At 68.9% G+C, this 22135-nt stretch carries 20 protein-coding genes and 2 rRNA genes; 6 read left to right on the top strand and 16 right to left on the bottom strand.

Annotated features, from left to right (window positions below):
* Positions 1-124: 124 nt before the first annotated feature.
* The 7 genes from NI26_RS05675 to NI26_RS16810 form a co-directional block, all read right to left on the bottom strand.
* Positions 125-3252, bottom strand: a 23S ribosomal RNA gene (locus NI26_RS05675).
* A gap of 412 nt (positions 3253-3664) precedes the next feature.
* Positions 3665-5186: ribosomal RNA gene (locus NI26_RS05670) — 16S ribosomal RNA — on the bottom strand.
* Together the 16S and 23S rRNA genes form the textbook arrangement of a ribosomal RNA operon.
* A gap of 541 nt (positions 5187-5727) precedes the next feature.
* Positions 5728-6972: a 23S rRNA (adenine(2503)-C(2))-methyltransferase RlmN gene (rlmN, locus tag NI26_RS05665; RefSeq protein ID WP_066653440.1), complete on the bottom strand. Its 1245-nt coding sequence runs from the start codon at positions 6970-6972 to the stop codon at positions 5728-5730.
* A gap of 41 nt (positions 6973-7013) precedes the next feature.
* A complete protein-coding gene (locus NI26_RS05660) occupies positions 7014-7964 on the bottom strand; it encodes a C40 family peptidase (protein ID WP_066653438.1) in 951 nt (316 codons plus the stop codon).
* 182 nt (positions 7965-8146) lie between these two features.
* Positions 8147-9019 (bottom strand): alpha/beta fold hydrolase, encoded by an 873-nt coding sequence (locus NI26_RS05655; RefSeq protein WP_066653436.1) that lies wholly within the window; start codon positions 9017-9019, stop codon positions 8147-8149.
* Between the two features lie 110 nt (positions 9020-9129).
* The gene (locus NI26_RS05650; RefSeq protein ID WP_066653433.1) at positions 9130-10179 is read right to left on the bottom strand and encodes an AraC family transcriptional regulator; all 1050 of its coding nucleotides are present in this window, start codon (positions 10177-10179) and stop codon (positions 9130-9132) included.
* Complete coding sequence (locus tag NI26_RS16810) at positions 10176-10343, bottom strand: hypothetical protein (RefSeq protein WP_158407739.1); 168 nt, start codon at positions 10341-10343, stop codon at positions 10176-10178. The genes NI26_RS05650 and NI26_RS16810 overlap by 4 nt, the downstream gene beginning before the upstream one ends.
* 385 nt (positions 10344-10728) lie before the next feature.
* Between NI26_RS16810 and NI26_RS05645 the strand changes: the two genes are divergently transcribed.
* Genes NI26_RS05645 through NI26_RS05635 form a run of 3 tightly spaced genes read left to right on the top strand, consistent with a single transcriptional unit; the run spans position 10729 to position 12575 of the window.
* A complete protein-coding gene (locus NI26_RS05645) occupies positions 10729-11454 on the top strand; it encodes a class I SAM-dependent methyltransferase (RefSeq protein WP_081984771.1) in 726 nt (241 codons plus the stop codon).
* 10 nt (positions 11455-11464) lie between these two features.
* Positions 11465-12286, top strand: a complete 822-nt coding sequence (locus NI26_RS05640; RefSeq protein WP_066653431.1) for a PmoA family protein — start codon at positions 11465-11467, stop codon at positions 12284-12286.
* Between the two features lie 34 nt (positions 12287-12320).
* Positions 12321-12575, top strand: a complete 255-nt coding sequence (locus NI26_RS05635; RefSeq protein WP_066653429.1) for a hypothetical protein — start codon at positions 12321-12323, stop codon at positions 12573-12575.
* A 6-nt stretch (positions 12576-12581) separates the two neighbouring features.
* Here NI26_RS05635 and NI26_RS16160 read toward each other — a convergent pair whose 3' ends face one another.
* Positions 12582-14009, bottom strand: coding sequence for a protein kinase domain-containing protein (locus NI26_RS16160; protein ID WP_081984769.1), 1428 nt, complete (start codon positions 14007-14009; stop codon positions 12582-12584).
* A gap of 121 nt (positions 14010-14130) precedes the next feature.
* Between NI26_RS16160 and NI26_RS05625 the strand changes: the two genes are divergently transcribed.
* The 3 genes from NI26_RS05625 to NI26_RS05615 are packed head-to-tail and all read left to right on the top strand — an operon-like array spanning position 14131 to position 15621.
* Positions 14131-14649: a tetratricopeptide repeat protein gene (locus NI26_RS05625; RefSeq protein WP_066653427.1), complete on the top strand. Its 519-nt coding sequence runs from the start codon at positions 14131-14133 to the stop codon at positions 14647-14649.
* A 59-nt stretch (positions 14650-14708) separates the two neighbouring features.
* On the top strand, positions 14709-15395 hold the full coding sequence (locus NI26_RS05620; RefSeq protein ID WP_144411264.1) for a hypothetical protein: 687 nt from the start codon (positions 14709-14711) through the stop codon (positions 15393-15395).
* A gap of 19 nt (positions 15396-15414) precedes the next feature.
* Positions 15415-15621, top strand: coding sequence for a hypothetical protein (locus tag NI26_RS05615; protein ID WP_066653422.1), 207 nt, complete (start codon positions 15415-15417; stop codon positions 15619-15621).
* A 60-nt stretch (positions 15622-15681) separates the two neighbouring features.
* Here NI26_RS05615 and NI26_RS05610 read toward each other — a convergent pair whose 3' ends face one another.
* From NI26_RS05610 to NI26_RS05575, 8 genes are all read right to left on the bottom strand, one after another.
* On the bottom strand, positions 15682-15870 hold the full coding sequence (locus NI26_RS05610; protein ID WP_066653419.1) for a hypothetical protein: 189 nt from the start codon (positions 15868-15870) through the stop codon (positions 15682-15684).
* 36 nt (positions 15871-15906) lie between these two features.
* Complete coding sequence (aqpZ, locus tag NI26_RS05605) at positions 15907-16701, bottom strand: aquaporin Z (protein WP_081984767.1); 795 nt, start codon at positions 16699-16701, stop codon at positions 15907-15909.
* A gap of 155 nt (positions 16702-16856) precedes the next feature.
* Positions 16857-17420, bottom strand: a complete 564-nt coding sequence (locus NI26_RS05600) for a hypothetical protein (protein WP_066653414.1) — start codon at positions 17418-17420, stop codon at positions 16857-16859.
* Positions 17417-17992, bottom strand: a complete 576-nt coding sequence (locus NI26_RS05595; RefSeq protein ID WP_066653411.1) for a DUF6286 domain-containing protein — start codon at positions 17990-17992, stop codon at positions 17417-17419. Before NI26_RS05595 ends, NI26_RS05600 begins: the two co-directional genes overlap by 4 nt.
* 12 nt (positions 17993-18004) lie before the next feature.
* Positions 18005-18337, bottom strand: coding sequence for a hypothetical protein (locus NI26_RS05590; RefSeq protein ID WP_066653408.1), 333 nt, complete (start codon positions 18335-18337; stop codon positions 18005-18007).
* Positions 18334-18525: a DUF2273 domain-containing protein gene (locus tag NI26_RS05585; protein ID WP_058728059.1), complete on the bottom strand. Its 192-nt coding sequence runs from the start codon at positions 18523-18525 to the stop codon at positions 18334-18336. The genes NI26_RS05590 and NI26_RS05585 overlap by 4 nt, the downstream gene beginning before the upstream one ends.
* Complete coding sequence (locus tag NI26_RS05580) at positions 18518-18973, bottom strand: Asp23/Gls24 family envelope stress response protein (RefSeq protein WP_066653406.1); 456 nt, start codon at positions 18971-18973, stop codon at positions 18518-18520. The genes NI26_RS05585 and NI26_RS05580 overlap by 8 nt, the downstream gene beginning before the upstream one ends.
* A gap of 288 nt (positions 18974-19261) precedes the next feature.
* A complete protein-coding gene (locus tag NI26_RS05575; RefSeq protein ID WP_066653403.1) occupies positions 19262-22048 on the bottom strand; it encodes an alpha/beta fold hydrolase in 2787 nt (928 codons plus the stop codon).
* Between the last annotated feature and the right edge of the window lie 87 nt (positions 22049-22135).

The raw sequence follows: 22135 nt of genomic DNA, 5'->3' as shown, positions 1-22135 counted from the left end.
CCTGGATCAAACCATTGTTCCTTCAGAGCATTGCTGAAGTATTCAGTTTGATTCCCGATCGTCTGTCGGGAACCACAAAGTGGACGCGAGCCCGCCACCCACAAGGGGCGACGGTAAAAGTTGTGTTGTCAAGTCTTCGGCTTATTAGTACCGGTCAGCTCCACGGGTCGTTAGTCCCCGCTTCCACATCCGGCCTATCAACCCAGTAGTCTGCTGGGAGCCTCTCACACTCAAGGTGCATGGAAATCTCATCTCGAAGACGGCTTCCCGCTTAGATGCTTTCAGCGGTTATCCGGTCCGAACGTAGCTAATCAGCGGTGCCCTTGGCAGAACAACTGACACACCAGAGGTTCGTCCATCCCGGTCCTCTCGTACTAGGGATAGATCTTCTCAAATTTCCAACGCGCGCAGCGGATAGGGACCGAACTGTCTCACGACGTTCTAAACCCAGCTCGCGTACCGCTTTAATGGGCGAACAGCCCAACCCTTGGGACCTACTCCAGCCCCAGGATGCGACGAGCCGACATCGAGGTGCCAAACCATGCCGTCGATATGGACTCTTGGGCAAGATCAGCCTGTTATCCCCGAGGTACCTTTTATCCGTTGAGCGACAGCGCTTCCACAAGCCACTGCCGGATCACTAGTCCCGACTTTCGTCCCTGCTCGACCTGTCAGTCTCACAGTCAAGCTCCCTTGTGCACTTACACTCGCCACCTGATTGCCAACCAGGTTGAGGGAACCTTTGGGCGCCTCCGTTACTCTTTGGGAGGCAACCGCCCCAGTTAAACTACCCATCAGGCACTGTCCATGAACCCGATCAGGGTCCTACGTTAGACATCCAAAGTGACCAGAGTGGTATTTCAACAATGACTCCACGAACACTAGCGTGCCCGCTTCACAGTCTCCCACCTATCCTACACAAGCCACTCCGAACACCAATACCAAACTGTAGTAAAGGTCACGGGGTCTTTCCGTCCTGCTGCGCGTAACGAGCATCTTTACTCGTAGTGCAATTTCGCCGAGTTCGCGGTTGAGACAGCTGGGAAGTCGTTACGCCATTCGTGCAGGTCGGAACTTACCCGACAAGGAATTTCGCTACCTTAGGATGGTTATAGTTACCACCGCCGTTTACTGGGGCTTAAATTCAGAGCTTCGCCCTGAGGCTAACCCTTCCTCTTAACCTTCCAGCACCGGGCAGGCGTCAGTCCGTATACATCGTCTTGCGACTTCGCACGGACCTGTGTTTTTAGTAAACAGTCGCTTCCCACTGGTCTCTGCGGCCTTCAACGCTCAACGACGAGAAGTCGTATCACGTGTCCGGCCCCCCTTCTCCCGAAGTTACGGGGGCATTTTGCCGAGTTCCTTAACCACGATTCTCTCGATCTCCTTGGTATTCTCTACCTGACCACCTGAGTCGGTTTCGGGTACGGGCGGCTGCAACCTCGCGTCGATGCTTTTCTCGGCAGCATAGGATCACTGATTTCCCCTGACGGGTACGCGTCGGATCTCAGGCACACAGACGACGGATTTGCCTATCGTCAGCCCTACATCCTTACACCAGGTTCACCTTACGGATACCATCGCCTGGCTCAGCTACCTTCCTGCGTCACACCTGTTCATACGCTAGCCGCACCAGCATGGGGTCGAGCGTTAGACCGGACACCATCACCCCGAAGGGATCCGGTAACCCGGGTTAGGACTCTTAGCACCACTGGATTAGCTTGGGCGGTTGTTCGCCGGTACGGGAATATCAACCCGTTGTCCATCGACTACGCCTGTCGGCCTCGCCTTAGGTCCCGACTTACCCAGGGCGGATTAACCTGGCCCTGGAACCCTTGGTCTTTCGGAGGACGGGTTTCTCACCCGTCTTTCGCTACTCATGCCTGCATTCTCACTCGTGTGGCGTCCACGGCTGGATTACTCCGCCGCTTCACTCGCCACACGACGCTCTCCTACCACTCCGCACGACTGAACCACGAAGGCTTGTCTGTGTGCGAAATCTACAACTTCGGCGGTGTGCTTGAGCCCCGTTACATTGTCGGCGCGGAATCACTTGACCAGTGAGCTATTACGCACTCTTTCAAGGGTGGCTGCTTCTAAGCCAACCTCCTGGTTGTCTGTGCAACTCCACATCCTTTCCCACTTAGCACACGCTTAGGGGCCTTAGTTGGTAGTCTGGGTTGTTTCCCTCTCGACGATGAAGCTTATCCCCCACCGTCTCACTGCTGCGCTCTCACTCACCGGCATTCGGAGTTTGGCTGACGTCAGTAACCTGTTGAGGCCCATCGGCCATCCAGTAGCTCTACCTCCGGCGAGAAACACGCAACGCTGCACCTAAATGCATTTCGGAGAGAACCAGCTATCACGAAGTTTGATTGGCCTTTCACCCCTATCCACAGCTCATCCCCTCCATTTTCAACTGAAGTGGGTTCGGTCCTCCACGACGTCTTACCGTCGCTTCAACCTGGCCATGGATAGATCACTTCGCTTCGGGTCTAGGACATGCGACTGAATCGCCCTATTCAGACTCGCTTTCGCTACGGCTGCCCCACACGGGTTAACCTCGCCACATATCACTAACTCGCAGGCTCATTCTTCAAAAGGCACGCCGTCACCCCTACAAGGAGGCTCCGACGGTTTGTAAGCAAACGGTTTCAGGTACTATTTCACTCCCCTCCCGGGGTACTTTTCACCTTTCCCTCACGGTACTTGTCCGCTATCGGTCATCTGGGAGTATTTAGGCTTATCAGGTGGTCCTGACAGATTCACACGGGATTTCTCGGGCCCCGTGCTACTTGGGATACACATCCGGCCATAACACCATTTCGTCTACGGGGCTGGCACCCACTACGGCCCGGCTTTCAAACCGGTTCGACTATGATGCGCTGTAACCGTCCCAGTCCGGCAGAACTGAGCGACGTGTCCCACAACCCCGACCATGCAACGCCCGCCGGCTATCACACATGATCGGTTTAGCCTCATCCGCTTTCGCTCGCCACTACTCACGGAATCACATGTTGTTTTCTCTTCCTGTGGGTACTGAGATGTTTCACTTCCCCACGTTCCCTCTACCCGCCCTATATATTCAGGCGGGAGTCACCAGGTCGACAAGTCGCCTGGCGGGGTTTCCCCATTCGGAAATCCTCGGCTCACAGCTCGATTATCAGCTCCCCGAGGCTTATCGCAGATTTCTACGTCCTTCTTCGGCTCCAGATGCCAAGGCATCCACCGTTTGCTCTTAGAAACTTGACCACAAAGATTAAAATTGCGATCGACTCGAACAACAACCAACCCGAAGGCCGGTCATCATCACGAGCGATCTAAGATGCTCGCGTCCACTGTGTAGTTCTCAACATACGATCGGCACCAGCACTCCCCCACCAACCGGTAGGTTCACCCTGGCCCAACGAAGGACCCGTAGGCCCAACCCCCGCCAACACTCACGTGTCAACAGGAAGCCTGGTCCCTCAGGACCCAACAACGTGCACCAGCCGACCCGCTCACCCCGACCCGTCCCAACCAGCAAGCTGGCGTACTAGGGCCGGAAGCTACGCTCCCGACTGCACTGTCAATGTTCCACCCATGAGCTACCGGCAACCACGTTCGGGTTACTCGGCGCCTGAACCAGACACCTGCAGAGCAGGGCCGGTCAGATGCTCCTTAGAAAGGAGGTGATCCAGCCGCACCTTCCGGTACGGCTACCTTGTTACGACTTAGTCCTAATCACCGATCCCACCTTCGACGGCTCCTTCCACAAGGGTTAGGCCACCGGCTTCGGGTGTTACCGACTTTCATGACTTGACGGGCGGTGTGTACAAGGCCCGGGAACGTATTCACCGCAGCGTTGCTGATCTGCGATTACTAGCGACTCCGACTTCATGAGGTCGAGTTGCAGACCTCAATCCGAACTGAGACCGGCTTTTTGGGATTCGCTCCACCTTACGGTATCGCAGCCCTTTGTACCGGCCATTGTAGCATGCGTGAAGCCCAAGACATAAGGGGCATGATGATTTGACGTCATCCCCACCTTCCTCCGAGTTGACCCCGGCAGTCTCCTATGAGTCCCCGCCATAACGCGCTGGCAACATAGAACGAGGGTTGCGCTCGTTGCGGGACTTAACCCAACATCTCACGACACGAGCTGACGACAACCATGCACCACCTGTACACCGACCACAAGGGGGCGACCATCTCTGGCCGTTTCCGGTGTATGTCAAGCCTTGGTAAGGTTCTTCGCGTTGCATCGAATTAATCCGCATGCTCCGCCGCTTGTGCGGGCCCCCGTCAATTCCTTTGAGTTTTAGCCTTGCGGCCGTACTCCCCAGGCGGGGCGCTTAATGCGTTAGCTACGACACAGAAACCGTGGAAAGGTCCCTACATCTAGCGCCCAACGTTTACGGCGTGGACTACCAGGGTATCTAATCCTGTTCGCTCCCCACGCTTTCGCTCCTCAGCGTCAGTTACGGCCCAGAGATCTGCCTTCGCCATCGGTGTTCCTCCTGATATCTGCGCATTCCACCGCTACACCAGGAATTCCAATCTCCCCTACCGCACTCTAGTCTGCCCGTACCCACTGCAAGCCCGAGGTTGAGCCTCGGGATTTCACAGCAGACGCGACAAACCGCCTACGAGCTCTTTACGCCCAATAATTCCGGACAACGCTTGCACCCTACGTATTACCGCGGCTGCTGGCACGTAGTTAGCCGGTGCTTTTTCTGCAGGTACCGTCACTTTCGCTTCTTCCCTACTAAAAGAGGTTTACAACCCGAAGGCCGTCATCCCTCACGCGGCGTTGCTGCATCAGGCTTTCGCCCATTGTGCAATATTCCCCACTGCTGCCTCCCGTAGGAGTCTGGGCCGTGTCTCAGTCCCAGTGTGGCCGGTCACCCTCTCAGGCCGGCTACCCGTCGTCGCCTTGGTGAGCCATTACCTCACCAACAAGCTGATAGGCCGCGAGTCCATCCCCAACCAAAAAATCTTTCCACCACCAGACCATGCGGCCAGTGATCATATCCAGTATTAGACGTCGTTTCCAACGCTTATCCCAGAGTCAGGGGCAGGTTACTCACGTGTTACTCACCCGTTCGCCACTAATCACAGGAGCAAGCTCCTGATCATCGTTCGACTTGCATGTGTTAAGCACGCCGCCAGCGTTCGTCCTGAGCCAGGATCAAACTCTCCGTAAAAAATTACAGATCCGACACCCGAAAGCGCCGAACCGAGTTGATTCTGACTGTTGACTGTCTACTGACAATCTTCAATCCAAAAGGAATTGTCTCCGACGACCACAACCGAAGCTGCGATCGCACGGGGTCAAAATAATTGGCATTGACAATGTGCACGCTGTTGAGTTCTCAAGGACCAGACGCACCCCCCACTCAGCACCACCACAGTGGCACCTCATCAGAGGGGCTGGAAGTTCGTTGCCGGGGAAGAACCGCGGCGGACAAGATCCCCAGGTGAACCCGGTGACCGTCTCGGCCGTTCCGTTCTCCGCCTCAGCGGCAACGAGTGATTACTCTACGCACGGCTCGACCACACCACCAACACCACCCACATCCCGGGCGTGTCGTCCCCCGACTTCCCCGAGGACTCGCGGGAGGAGGGGTACCGAGCCGCGGACCGACGGGTGCCGGACGGCGGTGGCACGCGTGCCGACGCGACCCGGGAACGACGGAAGGCACGGTGCGGACCCGCGCCGTGCCTCCCGTCCGACCGATCGTCGACTCAGACGTCCGTCTCGTCCGCCGCGGCCAACTGGCCGCACGCGCCGTCGATCTCCTTGCCGCGGGTGTCGCGCAGGGTCGTCGGGACGCCCGCGGCGTTCAGCCGGCGGACGAACTCGTCCTGCACGTGGGGCTCCGACGAGGTCCAGACCGAACCGGGCGTCGGGTTGAGCGGGATCGGGTTGACGTGCACCCAGCCCTTGCCACGCGCGTTGAGCTTCTCGGCGAGCAGGTCGGCGCGCCAAGCGTGGTCGTTCATGTCCTTGATGAGGGCGTACTCGATCGAGACCCGTCGACCGGTCTTCGCGTAGTACTCGTACGCGGCGTCGATCGCCTCGTCGGCCTTCCACCGCGAGTTCACCGGGATGAGCTCGTCGCGGAGCTCGTCGTCCGGCGCGTGCAGCGACAGGGCGAAGGTGAGCGGGATGTCCTCGTCCGCGAGCTTCTTGATCGCCGGCACCAGGCCGACGGTGGAGACGGTGATGCCGCGCGCGCTCATCCCGAGACCGTGCGGCTGCGGGGCGATCATCGTGCGCACCGCCTCGATGACCCGCTTGTAGTTGGCGAGCGGCTCGCCCATCCCCATGAAGACGATGTTCGTGACGCGCTCGGCGTCGACGCGGTCCTGCCCGCCCTTCCGTGGGTCGCCCCCGAGTTCACCGGCGGCGATCGCGGCGTTCGCCCGGACGATCTGCTCGATGATCTCGGCGGTCGACATGTTGCGCGTCAGCCCTGCCTGGCCGGTCGCGCAGAACGGGCAGTTCATGCCGCAGCCCGCCTGCGACGAGACGCAGAGCGTGATGCGACCGGGGTAGCGCATCAGCACCGACTCGACCAGGGCGCCGTCGTGCAGCTTCCAGAGGAACTTGATCGTGTCGCCCTTGTCCGTCGCCAGACGCCGGGTCTCCGTGAGGAGCGGCGGCAGCATCCCGGCCACGAGTTCCTCGCGCTGGGCTGCCGGCAGGTCGGTCATCGTCGCCGGGTCGGACGACCAGTGCGTGAAGTAGTGCGTCGACAGCTGCTTGGCGCGGAAGCCGGGCAGGCCGAGCTCCTTGACCTTCGCGACGCGCTCCTCGATGGTCATGTCGGCGAGGTGCACCGGCGGCTTGCCGCGCTTCGGCGACGCGAACTGCAGGAGGGGTCGCCCCTCGGAGTCCTGCGCCTGGGTCCACCCCTCGGTGCGCGGGCGCACCTGCGGACGCGTGGAGCGCTGCTCCTCGAACGGGGTGCGGGTCTCGGTGGCCATCACTCCAGTTTACGGGAGGTGCGCAACTCCCCGTCGACGCGTCACTCCCCCGCGGGCAGCAGACGCGCGAAGTGGTGGGCGTTCGGGTACAGCGGCACGATGTCGACCGGGTCGCCGGGGTGCGGCGCCTGCAGCACGATGCCGTCGCCGAGGTAGATGCCGACGTGGTCCTCGTTGTCGAACACCACGAGGTCGCCCGGCAGGGCCTCGGACTGCGGGATCGTCGTGGCGACCGCGTCCTGCGACGGCACGTAGTGGACGAGCGGGATGCCGACGGCCGCGTACGCCACCATCGTCAGTCCCGAGCAGTCGATGCCGGAGTGGCTCGCGCCGCCCTCGACGTACGGGTCCCCCATGTACTGCAGCGCCGTCGAGACGATCGTGGCGCGCTTGCCGCCCGCCGACAGCACCTTCGAGATGGCCGCCTCGGCCTGCTGCGTGGTGACGCCGTACTTCGTGACGATCGTCGGGTAGGACACGATCGTCGTGGTGGTCGTCATGCCGTCCGTCTGCACGACGGGGACCTCGACGTCGCGGGCGACGGTGAAGGACTGCGCGTCGTCCGCAGCCGTGACGGTGGACGACGAGCTGCTCGTCGTGGTCGCCGGGGCCGCGTCCGCAGGGACCGCGAGCGTCAGCGTCGACGTCACGGCGAGCGCCGGTGCGAGCAGGATCGCCGCACGCTTGGCGTTCGCGGCGCGGCGGACGTGCCGCGGGTCGGCAGCCCGCTCGGCGCGGAGTGCTGCGGAGCGTGAGAGCACCGCGGCGCCGGCGACGGCGGTCGACGCGACCGGGCGCGGTGCGGCGAGCGCGACCGTGCGCGCGGGCTTCGCGGGCTGCACGAAGGAGGAACGGGCGACCGCGGGGCCGAGGGCGGCGCGACGGCCGCGGGGACGCCGCAGCTCCGCGGGTCCCGACGATCCGGGTGCGGTCGGCTCGGGTGCTGCCGACCGTGCGCCGTCGTGGGCTGCGGGCAGTGCGTGTCGTCCCATGGTTCCTTCCGCGATCGGGCGACGGGTGGTCGACCGGCTCAGGGAGATAACGTATTGGTCACGAAGCTGTGACCGCCAGGGCTGGAGCGTCCGGTTCCTGCGGTTCGTCTCAGCCTGCCGGGTCGGGCGCAGCCCTCCCCGAGCGAGCGGAGCCGGTACGCAGCGGTCAGGCGCGGCAGCGGTCAGGCGCGCTCGAGGTGGCTCCGGACGCGCTCCTGCACGCGGGCCGCGTCGTGGTGGTCCCAGAGCCCGAAGTGGGTGCCGCCGGGCAGTGTGAGGAGCTCGGCTCCGGGCACGGTCGCAGCGGCCCGGGCACTGTGCTCCATCGGGACCTCGGTGTCCGCGTCGCCGTGCACCAGGAGCGTCGGTGCCCGGACGGCCCCGAGCTCGAGGTCGTCCACCGCTCCGAGCACCCGCACGTCGTTGTCCCACCCCGGACGGTTGCGCCCGCCCGCGTTGCCGCTCGAGGACAGGTCGAGCAGGACCCGGCGCCGGGGCCGGTCGTGCAGGACGTCCGCGACGTGTGCGGTGAGTGCCCGCCCGCGCAGGGAGCTGACGCCGGCCTCGGCGGTGCGGACGACGACGGACGGCAGCAGTCGCGCGGCGGACGCGGCGAGCGCCGCACCGACCCGGGTGTACGCGACGACCCACTCGGCGAAGGACGGCTTCGGCGGGACCCACCGCGCGGACAGCCCGGCGACGACGACGAGCGTCCGGATCCGGTCCGGGTGGCGGACCGCGAACCGGTAGGCAGCCGGGCCGCCGCCGGACCACGCCAGCACGGCGACACGGTCGATGCCGAGCCCGTCGAGGAGCGCCGCGTACCGGTCGGCCTCGTCGTCGAGCGAGGGGTGGTCCGGCTCGAGGGTCGTCCCCGCGTAGCCCGGTCGTGCGAGGGTCACGACGCGGAAGCGGTCGGAGGGCAGGAAGCGGGCCATCGCCTCGGCGGAGGAGATCCCGCCGGGGGTGCCGTGCAGGACGAGGACCGGGGCGCCGGTGCCGCGCACGGCGACCGCGATCCCGCCGGTCCCGGTGCTCGGTGACGTCCGCTGCATCCCTGCACGCTACCCAGCGCAGCATGGGGCGGACCGGGGCTGCGCGGTGGACGCGCCGGGTGCCTCCCGACCGACCTGCGGATCCGGACAGGCGAGGGAGACGGGCGGGCTCAGCCCGGCTGGGACCCCCGCGTGCGACCGGGGGTCCCGGCGACCGCGATCATCCGTCGCTGCCCTCGCAGCGTCTCCCCCGGGTGCTCCCCGTAGCGCGCGGAGTACGCGCCGGAGAAACGCCCCATGTGCCGGAAGCCGCAGGAGGACGCCACGGCTCCCACCGAGGTCTCCCGTGCGTCGGCGAGCTGCAGCGCGATCCGGGCCTTGTCGAGCCGGAGGTCCCGGAGGAACGCGGTCGGCGTCGATGCCTCGTGCCGTTGGAAGGTCTCCTGCAGCGTTCGGACGCTGGACTCGGCGCCGGCGGCGATCTCCGCGGTGCTGAGCGGGCGGGCGAAGTGCGCGTACATGTACGCCTTCGCCCGCTCGAGCGTGGCGACGGAGCCGTCGGGGACACCGCCGTCGGGGTCGGGGCGGAACGCCTCGAGGACGGCCTCGGCGAGTCGCAGGTCCAGCACCGCCCGCTCTCCGTCGACCACGTCGACGTCGAGCATCGCACCGGCGAGCTCGCGGAGCGTGCGCTGCAACGGCGCGAGGCGGGCGGACGGCACGGCGGCCGGGAACGCCAGCGGCACGGGGACGGCCGCACCGCCGACGACCGCGACGGCCTCGAGGAAGTCCGCGTCGAAGTGCACCAGGTGCACGGTGCCGGGCGGCGCCGCCACCGAGAAGGGACGACCCGCCGGGCACATCACCGGGACGCCCGGGCGGAGCGTGACGCCGTCCTCGCGGTCCGGGTCGAGCACGACACCGCCCTCGACCGACCACGCGAGCAGGTACTGCCGACCGGGGTCGAGCACACCGCCGTGGTGCGCCGAGACCGACGAGGTCCGCAGGCTCACCCGCCCGTCCCCGGTGGCACGGTACCGGTAGCTGAAGGGGGCGTCCCCGTCGGGACGGCACCACAGGTCGTGGGCGTCGTACACGTCCTCGTGGAGTATGCGGGCCCCGCCGGGTTCCGTGCCGCTGTGCACGACCTGTCGGACCGAGGTCCGGCGCTGCTCGGTCGACCGGTCCTCCGCGGGCGGGTCGACGGTCGCGGTGATCACGTGCGGTCGCCGCGGCTGGGTCCGCGGACCCGCCCCAGGTCCGCGAGCGACGGCGCCGGGGTGCCCTCGGGCACCGCCCAACCCCGTCGCGCGGCGCGGCGGAGGTGCCGGTAGGTGATGACGCGGACCGGTTCGACCCGCTCGTCCGTCTGGTACGTCGACATGTCGTGCTCCCTGCATCACGACCGCCTGGCGTCCTGCGCCGTCCGGAGTCCGGCCGGCAGGGTCGCGGGGTGGCGTGGTGTCCACCCTGGCGGCCCCCGCATGGCGTGGCCGCCGGACGATCTCGTCGTGCCGGCGACGGTACGCGCCGCCGGACGGCACCGCGGACACCGGACACCCAGGCCGCGCACTCCGGACGGAACGTCGTCGGCCGTCCGTCCGGTGTGCGACGGACGGGAGGCGCGTGGCGGGCGGCCGTGTGCCTCCCGTCCGGCGGCCACTCGCGACAGGCTGCCGTCGCCGGTCCGGGCCTGATCGCGGCGGGCCGCCGTTGCCGGTCCGGCAAGGATCCTTGCGGTGCGCTCCGGTGCGCGGTCGACTGGGTGGATGCGCACGCACGACGATCCCTCCGCCCCCGCCGACGCACACACCCCGGCCCGCCCCGACGGCACTCCGGGTGGGGGCGGCACGGCGCGCGACTGGTGGGAGGCCCGGTACGCCGAACGGGACGGGATCTGGTCGGGCCGGGTGAACGCGGTGCTCGCCGACGTGGTCGCCGGACTACCGTCGGGTGGCGGCCGGGCACTCGACCTCGGGTGCGGTGAGGGCGGCGACGTCGTCTGGCTCGCGGAGCAGGGCTGGACGGTGACCGGTGTCGACCTGTCGCAGACCGCCGTCGACCGCGCCGACCGTGCGGCGCGGTCGGCCGGGGTGGCCGGACGGACCCGGTTCGTCGCCGCCGACCTGGCGACCTGGAGCCCGGCTCCCGACGAGCGGTTCGACCTGGTCACGGCATCCTTCCTGCAGTCGTGGCCGGTCGGCATCCCCCGCGACGCGATCCTGCACCGGGCGACCACGGCGGTCGCTCCCGGCGGGCACCTGCTCGTCACCGCCCACGCCGCTCCGCCGCACCGCGACGTGCCCGAAGAGATGCGGTCCTACCGCTTCCCGACGCCCGAGCAGGACCTGGCGGCGCTGCGGCTCGACGACGGGTGGGACGTCCTGGTCGCCGAGGGCCGACCGCGATCGGCGACCGGACCGGACGGGGAGCGACACGAGACGGTGGACAGCGTCGTGCTCGTGCGGCGGCGGCCGGCGGAGGTCGACGCGTAGCGTCGGCGAGGTGGGGACGAACGACACGGAGGGCACGGGCACGGCGCACGGCGTCGTCGTGCCGCTCGACGTCGCCGGGGTCCGGGTGGGCGAGCTCCACGACGGCGCGGACGTCCCGCCGGCCTGGGTGCCGCGGCCCTTCCTGCACCCGGTGCGGACCCTCGGCGGCGTGGTGCTCACGGACCGTCACCCCGAGGACCACCCCTGGCACTGCGGCCTCGGCGTCGCGTTCCCGGACCTCGACGGCGTCAACTGCTGGGGTGGACCGACGTACGTGGACGGTCCCGGCTACCGGTGGCAGGACGACCACGGCACCGCGACCGTCGGCCCCTCCGAGACGGACGGCGCCCGGGTGCGGCTCGGCACCGACTGGCGCGACCCGGCCGGCGCGCTGCTGCTCCGCGAGGACCGCGCGCTCGGGTGGTGTGCGACGCCGGACGGCTGGCAGCTCGAGTGGACGTCGACGCTCCGCGTGCCCGGCGCCCGACCGGTCGAACTGGGCAGTCCGGCCAGCCACGGTCGCGCCGGTGCCGGCTACGGCGGCTGGTTCCTGCGGTTCGCGCCCTGCACGGACGTCGTGGTCCGCACCCCCGACGGCGCGGGCGAGGACCGCGTGCACGGTTCGGTCGCGCCGTGGGTGGCGTGGACCGGGTCCTTCGCCGGCGGACGGGCGCACGTGCTCGTCGAGGCGCTGGACCACCGCGATCCGTGGTTCGTCCGGGTCGCGGAGTACCCCGCGGTCGGCTCGGCGCTCGCCTGGCGCTCCCCCGTCGTGGTCCGACCGGACGAGCCGCTCGTGCGGTCGTTCCGCGTGACGGTCTGCGACTGCTGACGGTCCGTCTGCGCCGTCCGCGTAGCCTCGCGGTGTGTTCCTGATCTTCGGCACCCGCGGCTCCGACACCCTGCTCACCGTGGTCCGCTTCGTCTGCGGGGTGTGCGGCGTCCTCGCGGCGCAGCGGGTGGTGCGCCGCACGACGAAGCTCAGCCTGTTCTTCGTCCCGCTCGTCCCGCTGTCGCGCTCGCACCGCAACGAGTGCACCAACTGCGGTGCGGTGACCCGGATCACGGCCGAGCAGGCGGACCGGGCGATGACCTGGTCGGACGGACGGCCCGGCGCCTGACGCGGGTCAGCGCCCGCCGTCGAGCGGCAGTGCGTCGCTCGTCGTGCGCAGGGACTCCTGGCGGAGTTCCAGCTGCGTGGTGGCCAGCGCGGCGAGGTCGCGCAGGTTCGCCAGGTCACCCTCGGACGCCTCACGCGGACGGACGTCGAGCACGGCGAGGGTCCCCACCGCGGTGCCGTCGTGCCGCAGCAGGGGCACGCTCACGTAGAACCGGATGCCGAGCGGCCCGGTGACGAGCGGACTCTGCCGCATCTCCGGGTGCACGGACCCGTCCGGGATCACCACGGGGACGGGTACCGGCGCGAAGCCGCTGCGGAAGCTGATGCTGCGCGCTGCCTCGTCGACCCCCTCGGCGATCCACGACTGCGACCACTCACGGTCCTCGTCGAGCACGTCGACCAGGGCGATCGGAGCGTCGAAGAGCCGTGCGGCCATCGCCACGGTCCGCTGCAGCGACTCCTCGGGCAGCGAGTCGAGCGTGGCAGGGCGGGCGTCCGCCGGGGCGGCTGGGGTCGGCTCGGCGGGGCCTGCGTCGGCGGTCGCGGTCGCAGCGGGGGCGGCATCGGACCGGGCGCCGGTGGCCGCGGGGTCGGCTGCAGCGCTCTCGGTGATGACGACGTCGCGCAGCATCGCGACGAGTTGCGCGCCGAGGGGCCGTTCCGTCGGGTCCTGCGCCGTCATCGCGCGGAGCAGGTGCTTCCAGTGCTCCGGCAGCGGCTCCGGCACGACCGGGTCGCGCGACAGCCGGGCGATGGCGGACTCGACGAGCGACCCCGGGAACTCGCGGCGTCGCGTGAAGCACTGGAGCAGCACGAGACCGAGCGAGTACACGTCGCTCGCGGGACCGACGTCCGCACCCCGGGCCTGCTCGGGGCTGAGGTAGGCAGCCGTGCCCGTCGTGACACCGTCAGCGGTGAGCCGTTCGACCCCCGCGGCCAGGGCGATCCCGAAGTCGGTCAGCCGTGCGCGGGCCCGGTCGGAGCCGGTGCCGTAGTCCACGAGCAGGATGTTGGACGGCTTGATGTCGCGGTGCACGACGCCGTGCGGGTGGATGTACTCGAGCGCCTCGGCCATGTCGTAGCCGATCTCGGCGATGTGCTTCGCGGAGAGCGGTCCGACCTCGAGCCGCGCCTCCAGGTCCTGTCCGACGACGAGCGACATGACGAGGAAGCGTCGCGGACCACTGCCGACGACGTCGACCACCCCCGCGTCGAGCAACCCGACCAGCCCGTGGTGCTCGAGCGCAGCGAGGACGCCGAGCTCTGCCTCCTGCCGTGCCAGGTCGACGGAGCCCGGGTGGAAGAGCTTCACGGCGACGGGACGGTGCAGCACCTCGTCGGTGGCGCGGTACACGACGGACATGCCGCCACGTCCGATCTCCTGCTCGAGTCGATAGCGCCCGTCGAGGAGCGGCGCGGCGTCGTCGTGTCCCATGGGTTCCTCGTCGTCCTGTCGGTGGGCAACGATGCATCTTCGCATCCCGGTGCCCCGGATGCGCGCAGGGCTACGTCCACCGGATGGTCGCGCGTCGGAGCGGTGCCGCTAGCGTGACCGTGTGAGCGACACCACGACCCCGCAGCCACGACCCTCCGACCCCCACTGGGAAGCACGCGTCGCGTCGCTGTGGGCGGACGACACCGTGGACGACGCTGCCCGGATCGACCGGATGCGCGAGCTCGCAGCGGTCGCACCCCACCCCGCGCTCGGCTCGTTCGAGCTCGGTGGCGCACACGACTCCGGCGGGCAGGAGGCCGCCGCGCACGAGCAGTACGCCGCGGCGACCGAGGCGGGGCTCGGCACCGTCGACCCCGATCGTGCCGCACGGCTGGTCGTGCAGCACGCGTCGACCCTCCGGAACCTCGGCCGGATCGACGATGCGATCGCGATGCTCCGCGATACCCCACCGCACCCAGCGACCGGAGCGGCCCCTCGCGTCTTCCTCGCGCTCGCGCTGCACAGCGCGGGGCAGGTGGACGAGGCACTCCGGGTGGCGATCGAGGCCGTCGAGCCGACGCTCCCCCGCTACAACCGATCGGTACGGGCCTACGCGGCCGCGCTCACGGGCGCGGACTGATCCGCCCTCGCCCAGCAAGCTGACTAGTTGCACGCTGGTCAATTGATATTCACAATGTGATGTTTGACCTCGACCGGCTCAGGATGGACAGTGGTCGGACCGCAGACGGCGGTACGAACGGGGAAGTCATGGCCAGATCGATCATCACCACTTGTGCACGATGGAAGCACCTCGGCGTCGCGACGCTCATGGTCGCGCTCGTCGCCTCGGTCGCGTCGGTGTCACCGGCCCACGCTGCACCATCCGACCCTTCGGCTGCTTCCCTCGGGGCCGCCTTGTCGAGTGCGATCGGCAGCGACGGCGTCTTCGATGGAGATCGTGCGCGCGCAATCGGCGTGTCCACCGAGGCAGTCGATGCGTTCGCGACCGGACGGTCGCTGGTCGGTCTCGCCAGTCGGCACGCTGCGGTCGACCGCCAGCTCGTTGACGAGGTGGAACGGTCGACCGCCGTCGTGCGCGCCTGCGCCGGGAAGAATCGGTGGGACCACACCGGGATCCAGCTGAACGTCTACCTCAACTCTTGCAACACCACGAGACTGCTCGGCGTGCTCGGAGCTTCTGCGGGAGTCGCGACCGCCATCGGGATCATCACCGCCGCGACCGGTCTCGGAGGAGCTGCGGCAGGCATCATCGCTGCCGGTCTCGCAGTCGCCGGCGGCGTGCTGACCGCATGCTCGTCTCGCGGGCGAGGCACCGTCATCCACAACATCCCGCCGGGATCCGTGGTCTGGTGCAACAACCAATGACCAACGGCAGGAGAAGACCGTGTCCGGAGATCGCCTGAGGACCAGCTTGCTGTGCATCGCTGCACTCCTCTCGGGTGCAGGAACGACGCTGGCGCTCGTCGGCGCGTTCGTGAGCCCTGCGGATCAACCGACCGCGACGTGGCTCACCGTCACGGCCCTGCCGTTGGTGCTGCTCGGAGTGGCCGCGCTGCTCGCCGCAGTGTTGCTCGGCCGTCGGCCCAGGTGAAGCAACGGACGGGAGGCGCGGTGCCAGCTGGCACCGCGCCTCCCGTCCGTGGTCGCCCCGTCAGTGCGAGGCGGCCTTCTCGATCTTCTTGCGGAGCTTCGCGCGCTGCTTCCGCGCGTGCGGGTCGTTCCAGGCCTTGCGGATGGTCTCGGCCGTGCTCGTCTTCTTCACGACGGGCCGGTTCGACCGGGACCCGATCCAGATGCCGACCAGGGCGATGAGCCCGATGACGATGATGCGGTTGCGCATGCTGTTCTCCTTCTCTCGGTGTGTGACCGCGTGGGGTCAGCCGGTGATGCGGCGGCGACCGCCGACGCGGACGATCAGGCCGGCGACGACCGCACCGAGGACCGGTGCGACGATGAAGACCCAGAGCTGGGCGAGCGGCGTGGCCCCACCGTAGACCGCGGCAGCGACGGAGCGTGCGGGGTTCACGGAGGTGTTGCTCACCGGGATGCTCACCAGGTGGATGAGGGTCAGGGTGAGGCCGATGCCGATCGGGGCGAGGGCCTGGTACTCCTGCTTGGCGGTGATCGAGAGGATCACCGCGAGGAAGACCCCGGTGAGGACCGCCTCGGTCAGGAAGACGGCGCCGAGGCCGTACCCGCCCGGGCTGGCACTGCCGAAGCCGTTCGAGGCGAAGCCCGCGTCGTGCGCGGCCCGGAAGGCGCCGGCCTTCCCGGAGAGCACGATCGCGATGATGCTGGTCGCGGCGAGGCCGCCGAGGACCTGCGACACGATGTAGCCGGCCACGTGCCGCAGGTCCGTGCGCCCGGCGGCGAGGAGGCCGAGGGTGACGGCCGGGTTGAAGTGGCCGCCGGAGATGTGCCCGACGGCGGCGATGCCGGCGACGAGCGTCAGACCGAAGGCCAGTGCGACGCCGAGGAAGCCGACGCCGGACTGGTTGTCGGTGTCGCTCGGGAAGTTCGCGGCGAAGAGTGCCGTACCGACGCCGCCGAGCACGAGCAGGAAGGTGCCGAAGAACTCGGACAGGTAGCGGGCCAGCGGGCTCCACTCGGCAGCGTCCTCGCGACGCTGTTCCGAGGTCGATGCGCTGACGGCTCCGTGGTTGCGTGCCATGTGGGGTCTCCTCCTGGGTCTGCGGACGGGAGGCTCGGGTCGCCTCCCGGGTTCGGCTGCGGCTGTGTGGACGGCCGGTTCCGGGCACGGAACGGCCGGGGGACGTCGGGCGTCCCCCGGCCGGTGGGTGGTGCTGCGTGGTGCTGGTGGTGCTGTTACTGGACGCGGGTGGTGCGTGCCAGTGCGGTGCGGGTGCCGCCGGTGAGGTGGACCAGGACCGGGATCTGTCGGCCGAGGGTCTGGTCGAGGGTGGTCAGGGCGTGGTCGACGGCGTCGAGGACGGTGACCGCGTCGCCGCCGCGGCGGACGTGGACCCGGATGCGTGCGGCGCGGGTCTTCTTGACCAGGTACGTGTCGACCTTCGCGGCGACGATGTCGTGGACGCCGGTGAGTTCGTGGTCGATGACGTCTCGCACGAGGGCGACGTTCACGGTGACCTGGTCCTCGCCGGAGCGTTCCCGGACCGCGACGCTGGTGCCGCCGCCACCGCGAGTGAACACCACGATCACGGCGAGGACGATGACCACCGCGCAGACCGCGGCGATGATCCACAGTGCCTGGTCGGGCACGGTGACCTGCTGCGGCAGCGTCAGGTACGGCTGGAGGGCGTCGCGGACGGGTTGCAGGACCCCGGCGCCGATGGTGACACCGACGATGATGGCGACCAGGCCGATCAGGAGCAGCAGGACCCGGTTGACGCCGCGGTTGGTGGTGGTCATGCCAGGGTTCCCTTCTGTTCCACGGTGACCTGCACCGACGAGCCGTGCTTGCCGCCGAGGCGACCGAGCCGGTCCCCGACGGCGTGCTCGACGGCGCTGGCATCGACGGGGATGCCGGACAGGGGCACCACGTGCACCTGGGTGCGGTGCCCACGAGCGGACGCGGTCGTGTTGGCTTCCGGGACGCCTGCTGCGTGGGCGGCAGCGTTCGCGGCGGTGGAGGCCAGGATGCGGGTGTCGATCACGACCGCACCACGGTCACGGTCGATCCCGGACCGGGGCTGCCGGCCGGGCTTGAGGGCCAGCACGACCAGGACGATGCCGAGGATCACCAGGGCGGCGGCGATGACCTCGATGATGGTGGTGAACGCGGCGTCGGGCGTGAGGGCGGTGTCGACCACGGTCTGCGGGTCCGCCAGCAGCGGCTGCTGCCCGATGGCCTTCAGGACCGCTTCGGTGCCGATCCACGCCGCGACCAGTGCGACGACGACCAGGGTGATCGCGACCGCGGTGGACCGGGACCGGTGGATGCTGCGACGACGCAGCCGCTTCTCGAGCTGTTCGGTGCTCATGTGCTCTGTCTCCTACCGGACCCGGCCCTCGTGCGCACGCACGATCCCGGTCAGTTCGATGTGGGTCCGACCCACGTGACGTCCCGCCAACTCGCCCACCCTGCGACCCACCGCGTCAGCGGCGGCAGCGGCCGCGGCGACGATGTCGGCTTGTTCGCGCACGGGACCCGTGACGTCGAGGACGATGGACCCCCGGTCGTCGTCGAGTCCCACGCGCAGACGCTTCGCGGGCACGCCGAGCTGTTCGGCTGCGGCTGCCCGCGCCAGCGCCGTGAGCGCTCGTGCGGTGATCTCGACGCGGCCCGGGACGGCAGTCGCGTCGACTCCTACCGGGCCGGCGCTCACCGGGAGCTCCGGCGTCCGGTCAGCACGTCGGTCAGGGCACCGCGGTCGATCTTCCCGGTCGTGATCGCGGCCACGAGGGCACCGATCAGACCGAACACGATCACCAGGACGAAGCCCCAGAACCCGAACTGCAGTGCCACGACGGCGAGGATGGCGCCGATCAGCGCGCCGACGAGTGTGTTACTCAACGCGGGACTCCTTCTTGTCGTCGTTGTCGTCGTCATCACCCGGGATGAAGACGTCCTGGACGGTCACGTTCACCTCGGCGACCTCCATGCCCACGATCTGCTCCAGCGCACGGGCGACCGACGAACGGACACCGTCAGCGACCTGCTGCAGCGACACCGGGTACTCCGCGACGATCACGACGTCCGCGGCGACCTGCTTCTCGCCGACCTCGACCTTGACGCCCTGACCGTGGTCACGCTGCCCGATCGCGTCACGGATCGCGCCGATCGCACGGGCAGCGCCGCCGCCCAGCGAGTGCACCCCGTTGACCTCACGAGCGGCGATGCCGGCGACCTTCGACACGACGGTGTCGTCGATCGTGGTCTTGCCCGAGGTGCCTGCAGCCGAGGCGTGAGTGCCCGCCGAGCGGGTCGTGGCAGCGGTCAGGTTGGTGGTGGTGTCAGCCATTGGTGTCTCCCTTCGAGGACCCGCCGGGACTCGTTCCCAGCGGTTGCTGTTCACGGATGAGACGGGCTGACACCGAGATTCGTCACGTCCCCCGTTCCGTGTCGGGCATTTCCCCAGGAAACGGACTTCGAGGGCCGTTCCTGTACCCCGATCTGCCACCGGAGTGCTCGTTGTGGTGCGCAACCGGACAGTGTCGGTGCGCTCCGGTCGGAAGACGCACGTCGACGACGGACGGGAGGCGCGACACCGGTCCGGTGCCGCGCCTCCCGTCCGTCCGTCCGCGCTCGCTCAGGGCGTCCCGCTCTGCCGGGCAACGAGCGCCGCCACCTCGGCGACGTGTGGTTCCCGCAGCACCGAGCTGTGCTCGGCGTGCACGCGCACCGCGTCCACCGGTCCCCGGAGGTACCGCGCCCACCGGGCCGGACCGGAGTCGTTGCCGTCGGCGACGACGAGCGTGACGGGGCCCGCGTACGGGCGCGGCTCCCACCGGCGGGACACGAGGAGCGCCTGGTCGAAGAAGGCCCGGAAGTGGCGCTGGCCCTGCCAGCGGACCACCCCGGCGCCGACGCCCCGAGCCCGGCGGCCGATGCGCGCGAACGGGGTGGCGGAGCGACTGCGGAGCGCACTCGTGCGCACGGCGAGCCGCCGGAGCACGCCGGGCACCGGACGCGCTGCCGGCCGGCCGAGGTCGAGCTGCCCGAACTCGACGGTGTCGGCCCGCTCGGAGGCCTGCTCGGGCAGGTGGGTGTCGAGCAGGACGACCCGGGCGACCTCGTGACCGGCACCGGCGAGCACCGAGGCCATCTCCAGGGCGACGAGGCCACCGAACGAGTGCCCGACGAGGGTGTACGGGCCGGAGGGCTGTACGACCCGCAGGAGCTCGATGTAGCGGCGGGCCATGGCCGGGATGCTCCAGTCCGGCACCGAGCGCCGCTCCAGACCGTGCTGCTGGAAGGCGAACACCGGACGGTCACCCAGGTGACGGGCGAGCGGGACGAACGTCAGTGCCAGGGCTCCGGCACCCGCGACGCAGAACAGGGGGTCGGCGTCGCCCGGTGCACGCGCCGTCAGCGTCACGACGTCCGGGTGACCGGGGACCGCGGCGGCGCCGAGGCGGATCCGCGCGGTGAAGCTGCGCAGCGTCGGGTGCCGGAGGAGTTCCGACGAGGGGACGTCCACGCCGAGCCGGTCGGAGACGGCGGCGAGCATCTCCTCCGCCGAGAGCGAGTCGCCACCGAGTGCGGAGAAGTCGTTGTCGAGCCCGACCGCCGGCAGCTCGAGCGGCCCGACGGCGGGCAGCCCGAGCACCTCGGCCCAGATCTGCCCGACCGCGAGCTGCCACTGGTCGTAGGTGTCCTCGCCGAACGCCGCGCCGTCTCCGCCCACCGTGGTGCTGAGCGCGGGTGCCTCGGGCAGGCGGGTCCGGTCGACCTTGCCGCGCTCGTTCCGGGGCAGCGTCGTCACCGGGACGATCGCGGTCGGCACCATGTGGTCGGGCAGCAGGTCGCGGAGGGCCCTGCGGATCGCGGCCGGTGACGGCGAGCGGCGACCCGGGCGGCTCACGACGTAGGCGACGAGCCGGGTCGGCGCGGGTGGGGCCTGCACCGCGACGACCGCCGCTTCCTGCACCGCGTCGACGGTGCGGAGCGCCGCCTCGACCTCGCTCGGCTCGACCAGGTGCCCGCGCACCTTCGCCGCGTCGTCGGCGCGGCCGAGCAGGGTGAGCCGGCCCTGGTCGTCGAAGCGTCCGAGGTCACCGACCGTCCACGTCGGCGTGCCGTCCGCGGCGGTGCCCGCCCGGTCTGCGGTCGCGTCCGGCGCGCCCCAGTACCCGCTCGTCATGGCGTCGGAGACGCAGACGACCGCACCGCTCTCGCCGACGTCGGCCACGGAGCCGTCGGGTCGGCGGACCTCGATGCGCTTGCCCGTGACGATCCTGCCGGCGGGCACGCTGCGCTCGGGCACCGGGTCCTCCGCGCGGATCTCGTGCACGGCGTACACGGCGGTCTCGCTCGACCCGGTCTGGTTGCAGAACGACGCGCCGGGGCCGAGCAGCGGCCGCAGCGCCGTGACGTCCGTGCCCGTCACCGCCTCGCCGAGGGTGGCGATGACGCGGAGCGCACGCAACCGGTCGTCGGAGGGGTCGAGGGCGCCGGTGATCGACCGCAGCAGGTGCGGGGTGGTGTGCAGTGTCGTCAGGCGTGCGTCGCGGACCCAGGTGACGAGGCGGTCGACGCCGGTGCGACGCGGATCGGCGACGTGCACGGAGGCACCGGCGTGCAGGGCCGACAGCACGAGCGTCAGCCCGGCGGCGAACCCGTGCGGGAGCACCGAGGCCACGCGGTCCGTCGGGACGAGCCGGAAGGCCTCCCGTTGGGCGACGCTGTCGACGACGAGCTGCCGGTGGGTCATCGTGACGCCCTTCGGCACCCCGGTCGACCCCGACGTGAAGACGACGACCGCCGGGTCGCGACCACCGCGTTCCCGGGCTCCCGGGACGACGGCGAGGTCGCCCTCGGTCGCGGCGGCGGTCCGAGCGTCTCCGAGCAGGTCGTCGAGGGACAGCACCCGGCCCTGCTCGGGGACGAGGGCCGCGGCGCGGTCGGCGTGCTCCGCGTCCGCGACGACGTCCACGATGCCGGCGAGCGCCACCACGTGCTGCAGCCGGGCCCCGGGGAGGGACGGGTCGAGCGCGACGACGACACGGCCCGCGTGCAGGAGTCCGAGGAGGGCGACGACCGACCCGGCACCGTGCGCGACCATCGCGCCGACGGGGACGGGTGCACGGCCCTGCTCGACGTCGACCCCGCGGCCGGTGTGGTCGTCGGGGGTGAGCTGTGCGTCCAGGAGCAGGCCGAGGGCGCGGGCGGTGCGGTCGAGGGCACCGTGGGTGGTCTCGCCGTGCTCGTCGACCAGGGCGAGGGCATGCGGGTCGCGGTCGGCGACGACGGCCAGACCGTCGAGGACGGACGGCTCCGTCCCCGCGTGCGGCGGCGCCGCCGCTCCGAGGTCCACCGTCGGCTGCCGCGTCGTCGTCCTGTCGGTCGTCGCCGTCGTGTCGGTCGCCGTGGTCACGAGACCCCCTTCACCGTGCGCGCGGACTGTGGTCGCCCGACGGTACCCCGGGGGTGCGCTCCGCAGTGGGGGCTGTGCGGCAACCCG

It is taken from the genome of Curtobacterium sp. MR_MD2014, from assembly GCF_000772085.1.
Lineage (GTDB): Bacteria > Actinomycetota > Actinomycetes > Actinomycetales > Microbacteriaceae > Curtobacterium.
Note: the sequence above shows the minus strand (reverse complement) of the source record. Positions and strands in the feature narration are given on the sequence as shown.

Bases quoted from the DNA above. Each gene is read 5' to 3' on its own strand.
- rlmN (WP_066653440.1), bottom strand. From the start codon at position 6,972: ATGGCCACCGAGACCCGCACCCCGTTCGAGGAGCAGCGCTCCACGCGT.
- NI26_RS05660 (WP_066653438.1), bottom strand. From the start codon at position 7,964: ATGGGACGACACGCACTGCCCGCAGCCCACGACGGCGCACGGTCGGCA.
- NI26_RS05655 (WP_066653436.1), bottom strand. From the start codon at position 9,019: ATGCAGCGGACGTCACCGAGCACCGGGACCGGCGGGATCGCGGTCGCC.
- NI26_RS16810 (WP_158407739.1), bottom strand. From the start codon at position 10,343: ATGTCGACGTACCAGACGGACGAGCGGGTCGAACCGGTCCGCGTCATC.
- NI26_RS05645 (WP_081984771.1), top strand. From the start codon at position 10,729: ATGCGCACGCACGACGATCCCTCCGCCCCCGCCGACGCACACACCCCG.
- NI26_RS16160 (WP_081984769.1), bottom strand. From the start codon at position 14,009: ATGGGACACGACGACGCCGCGCCGCTCCTCGACGGGCGCTATCGACTC.
- NI26_RS05620 (WP_144411264.1), top strand. From the start codon at position 14,709: ATGTTTGACCTCGACCGGCTCAGGATGGACAGTGGTCGGACCGCAGAC.
- NI26_RS05610 (WP_066653419.1), bottom strand. From the start codon at position 15,870: ATGCGCAACCGCATCATCGTCATCGGGCTCATCGCCCTGGTCGGCATC.
- aqpZ (WP_081984767.1), bottom strand. From the start codon at position 16,701: ATGGCACGCAACCACGGAGCCGTCAGCGCATCGACCTCGGAACAGCGT.
- NI26_RS05600 (WP_066653414.1), bottom strand. From the start codon at position 17,420: ATGACCACCACCAACCGCGGCGTCAACCGGGTCCTGCTGCTCCTGATC.
- NI26_RS05595 (WP_066653411.1), bottom strand. From the start codon at position 17,992: ATGAGCACCGAACAGCTCGAGAAGCGGCTGCGTCGTCGCAGCATCCAC.
- NI26_RS05580 (WP_066653406.1), bottom strand. From the start codon at position 18,973: ATGGCTGACACCACCACCAACCTGACCGCTGCCACGACCCGCTCGGCG.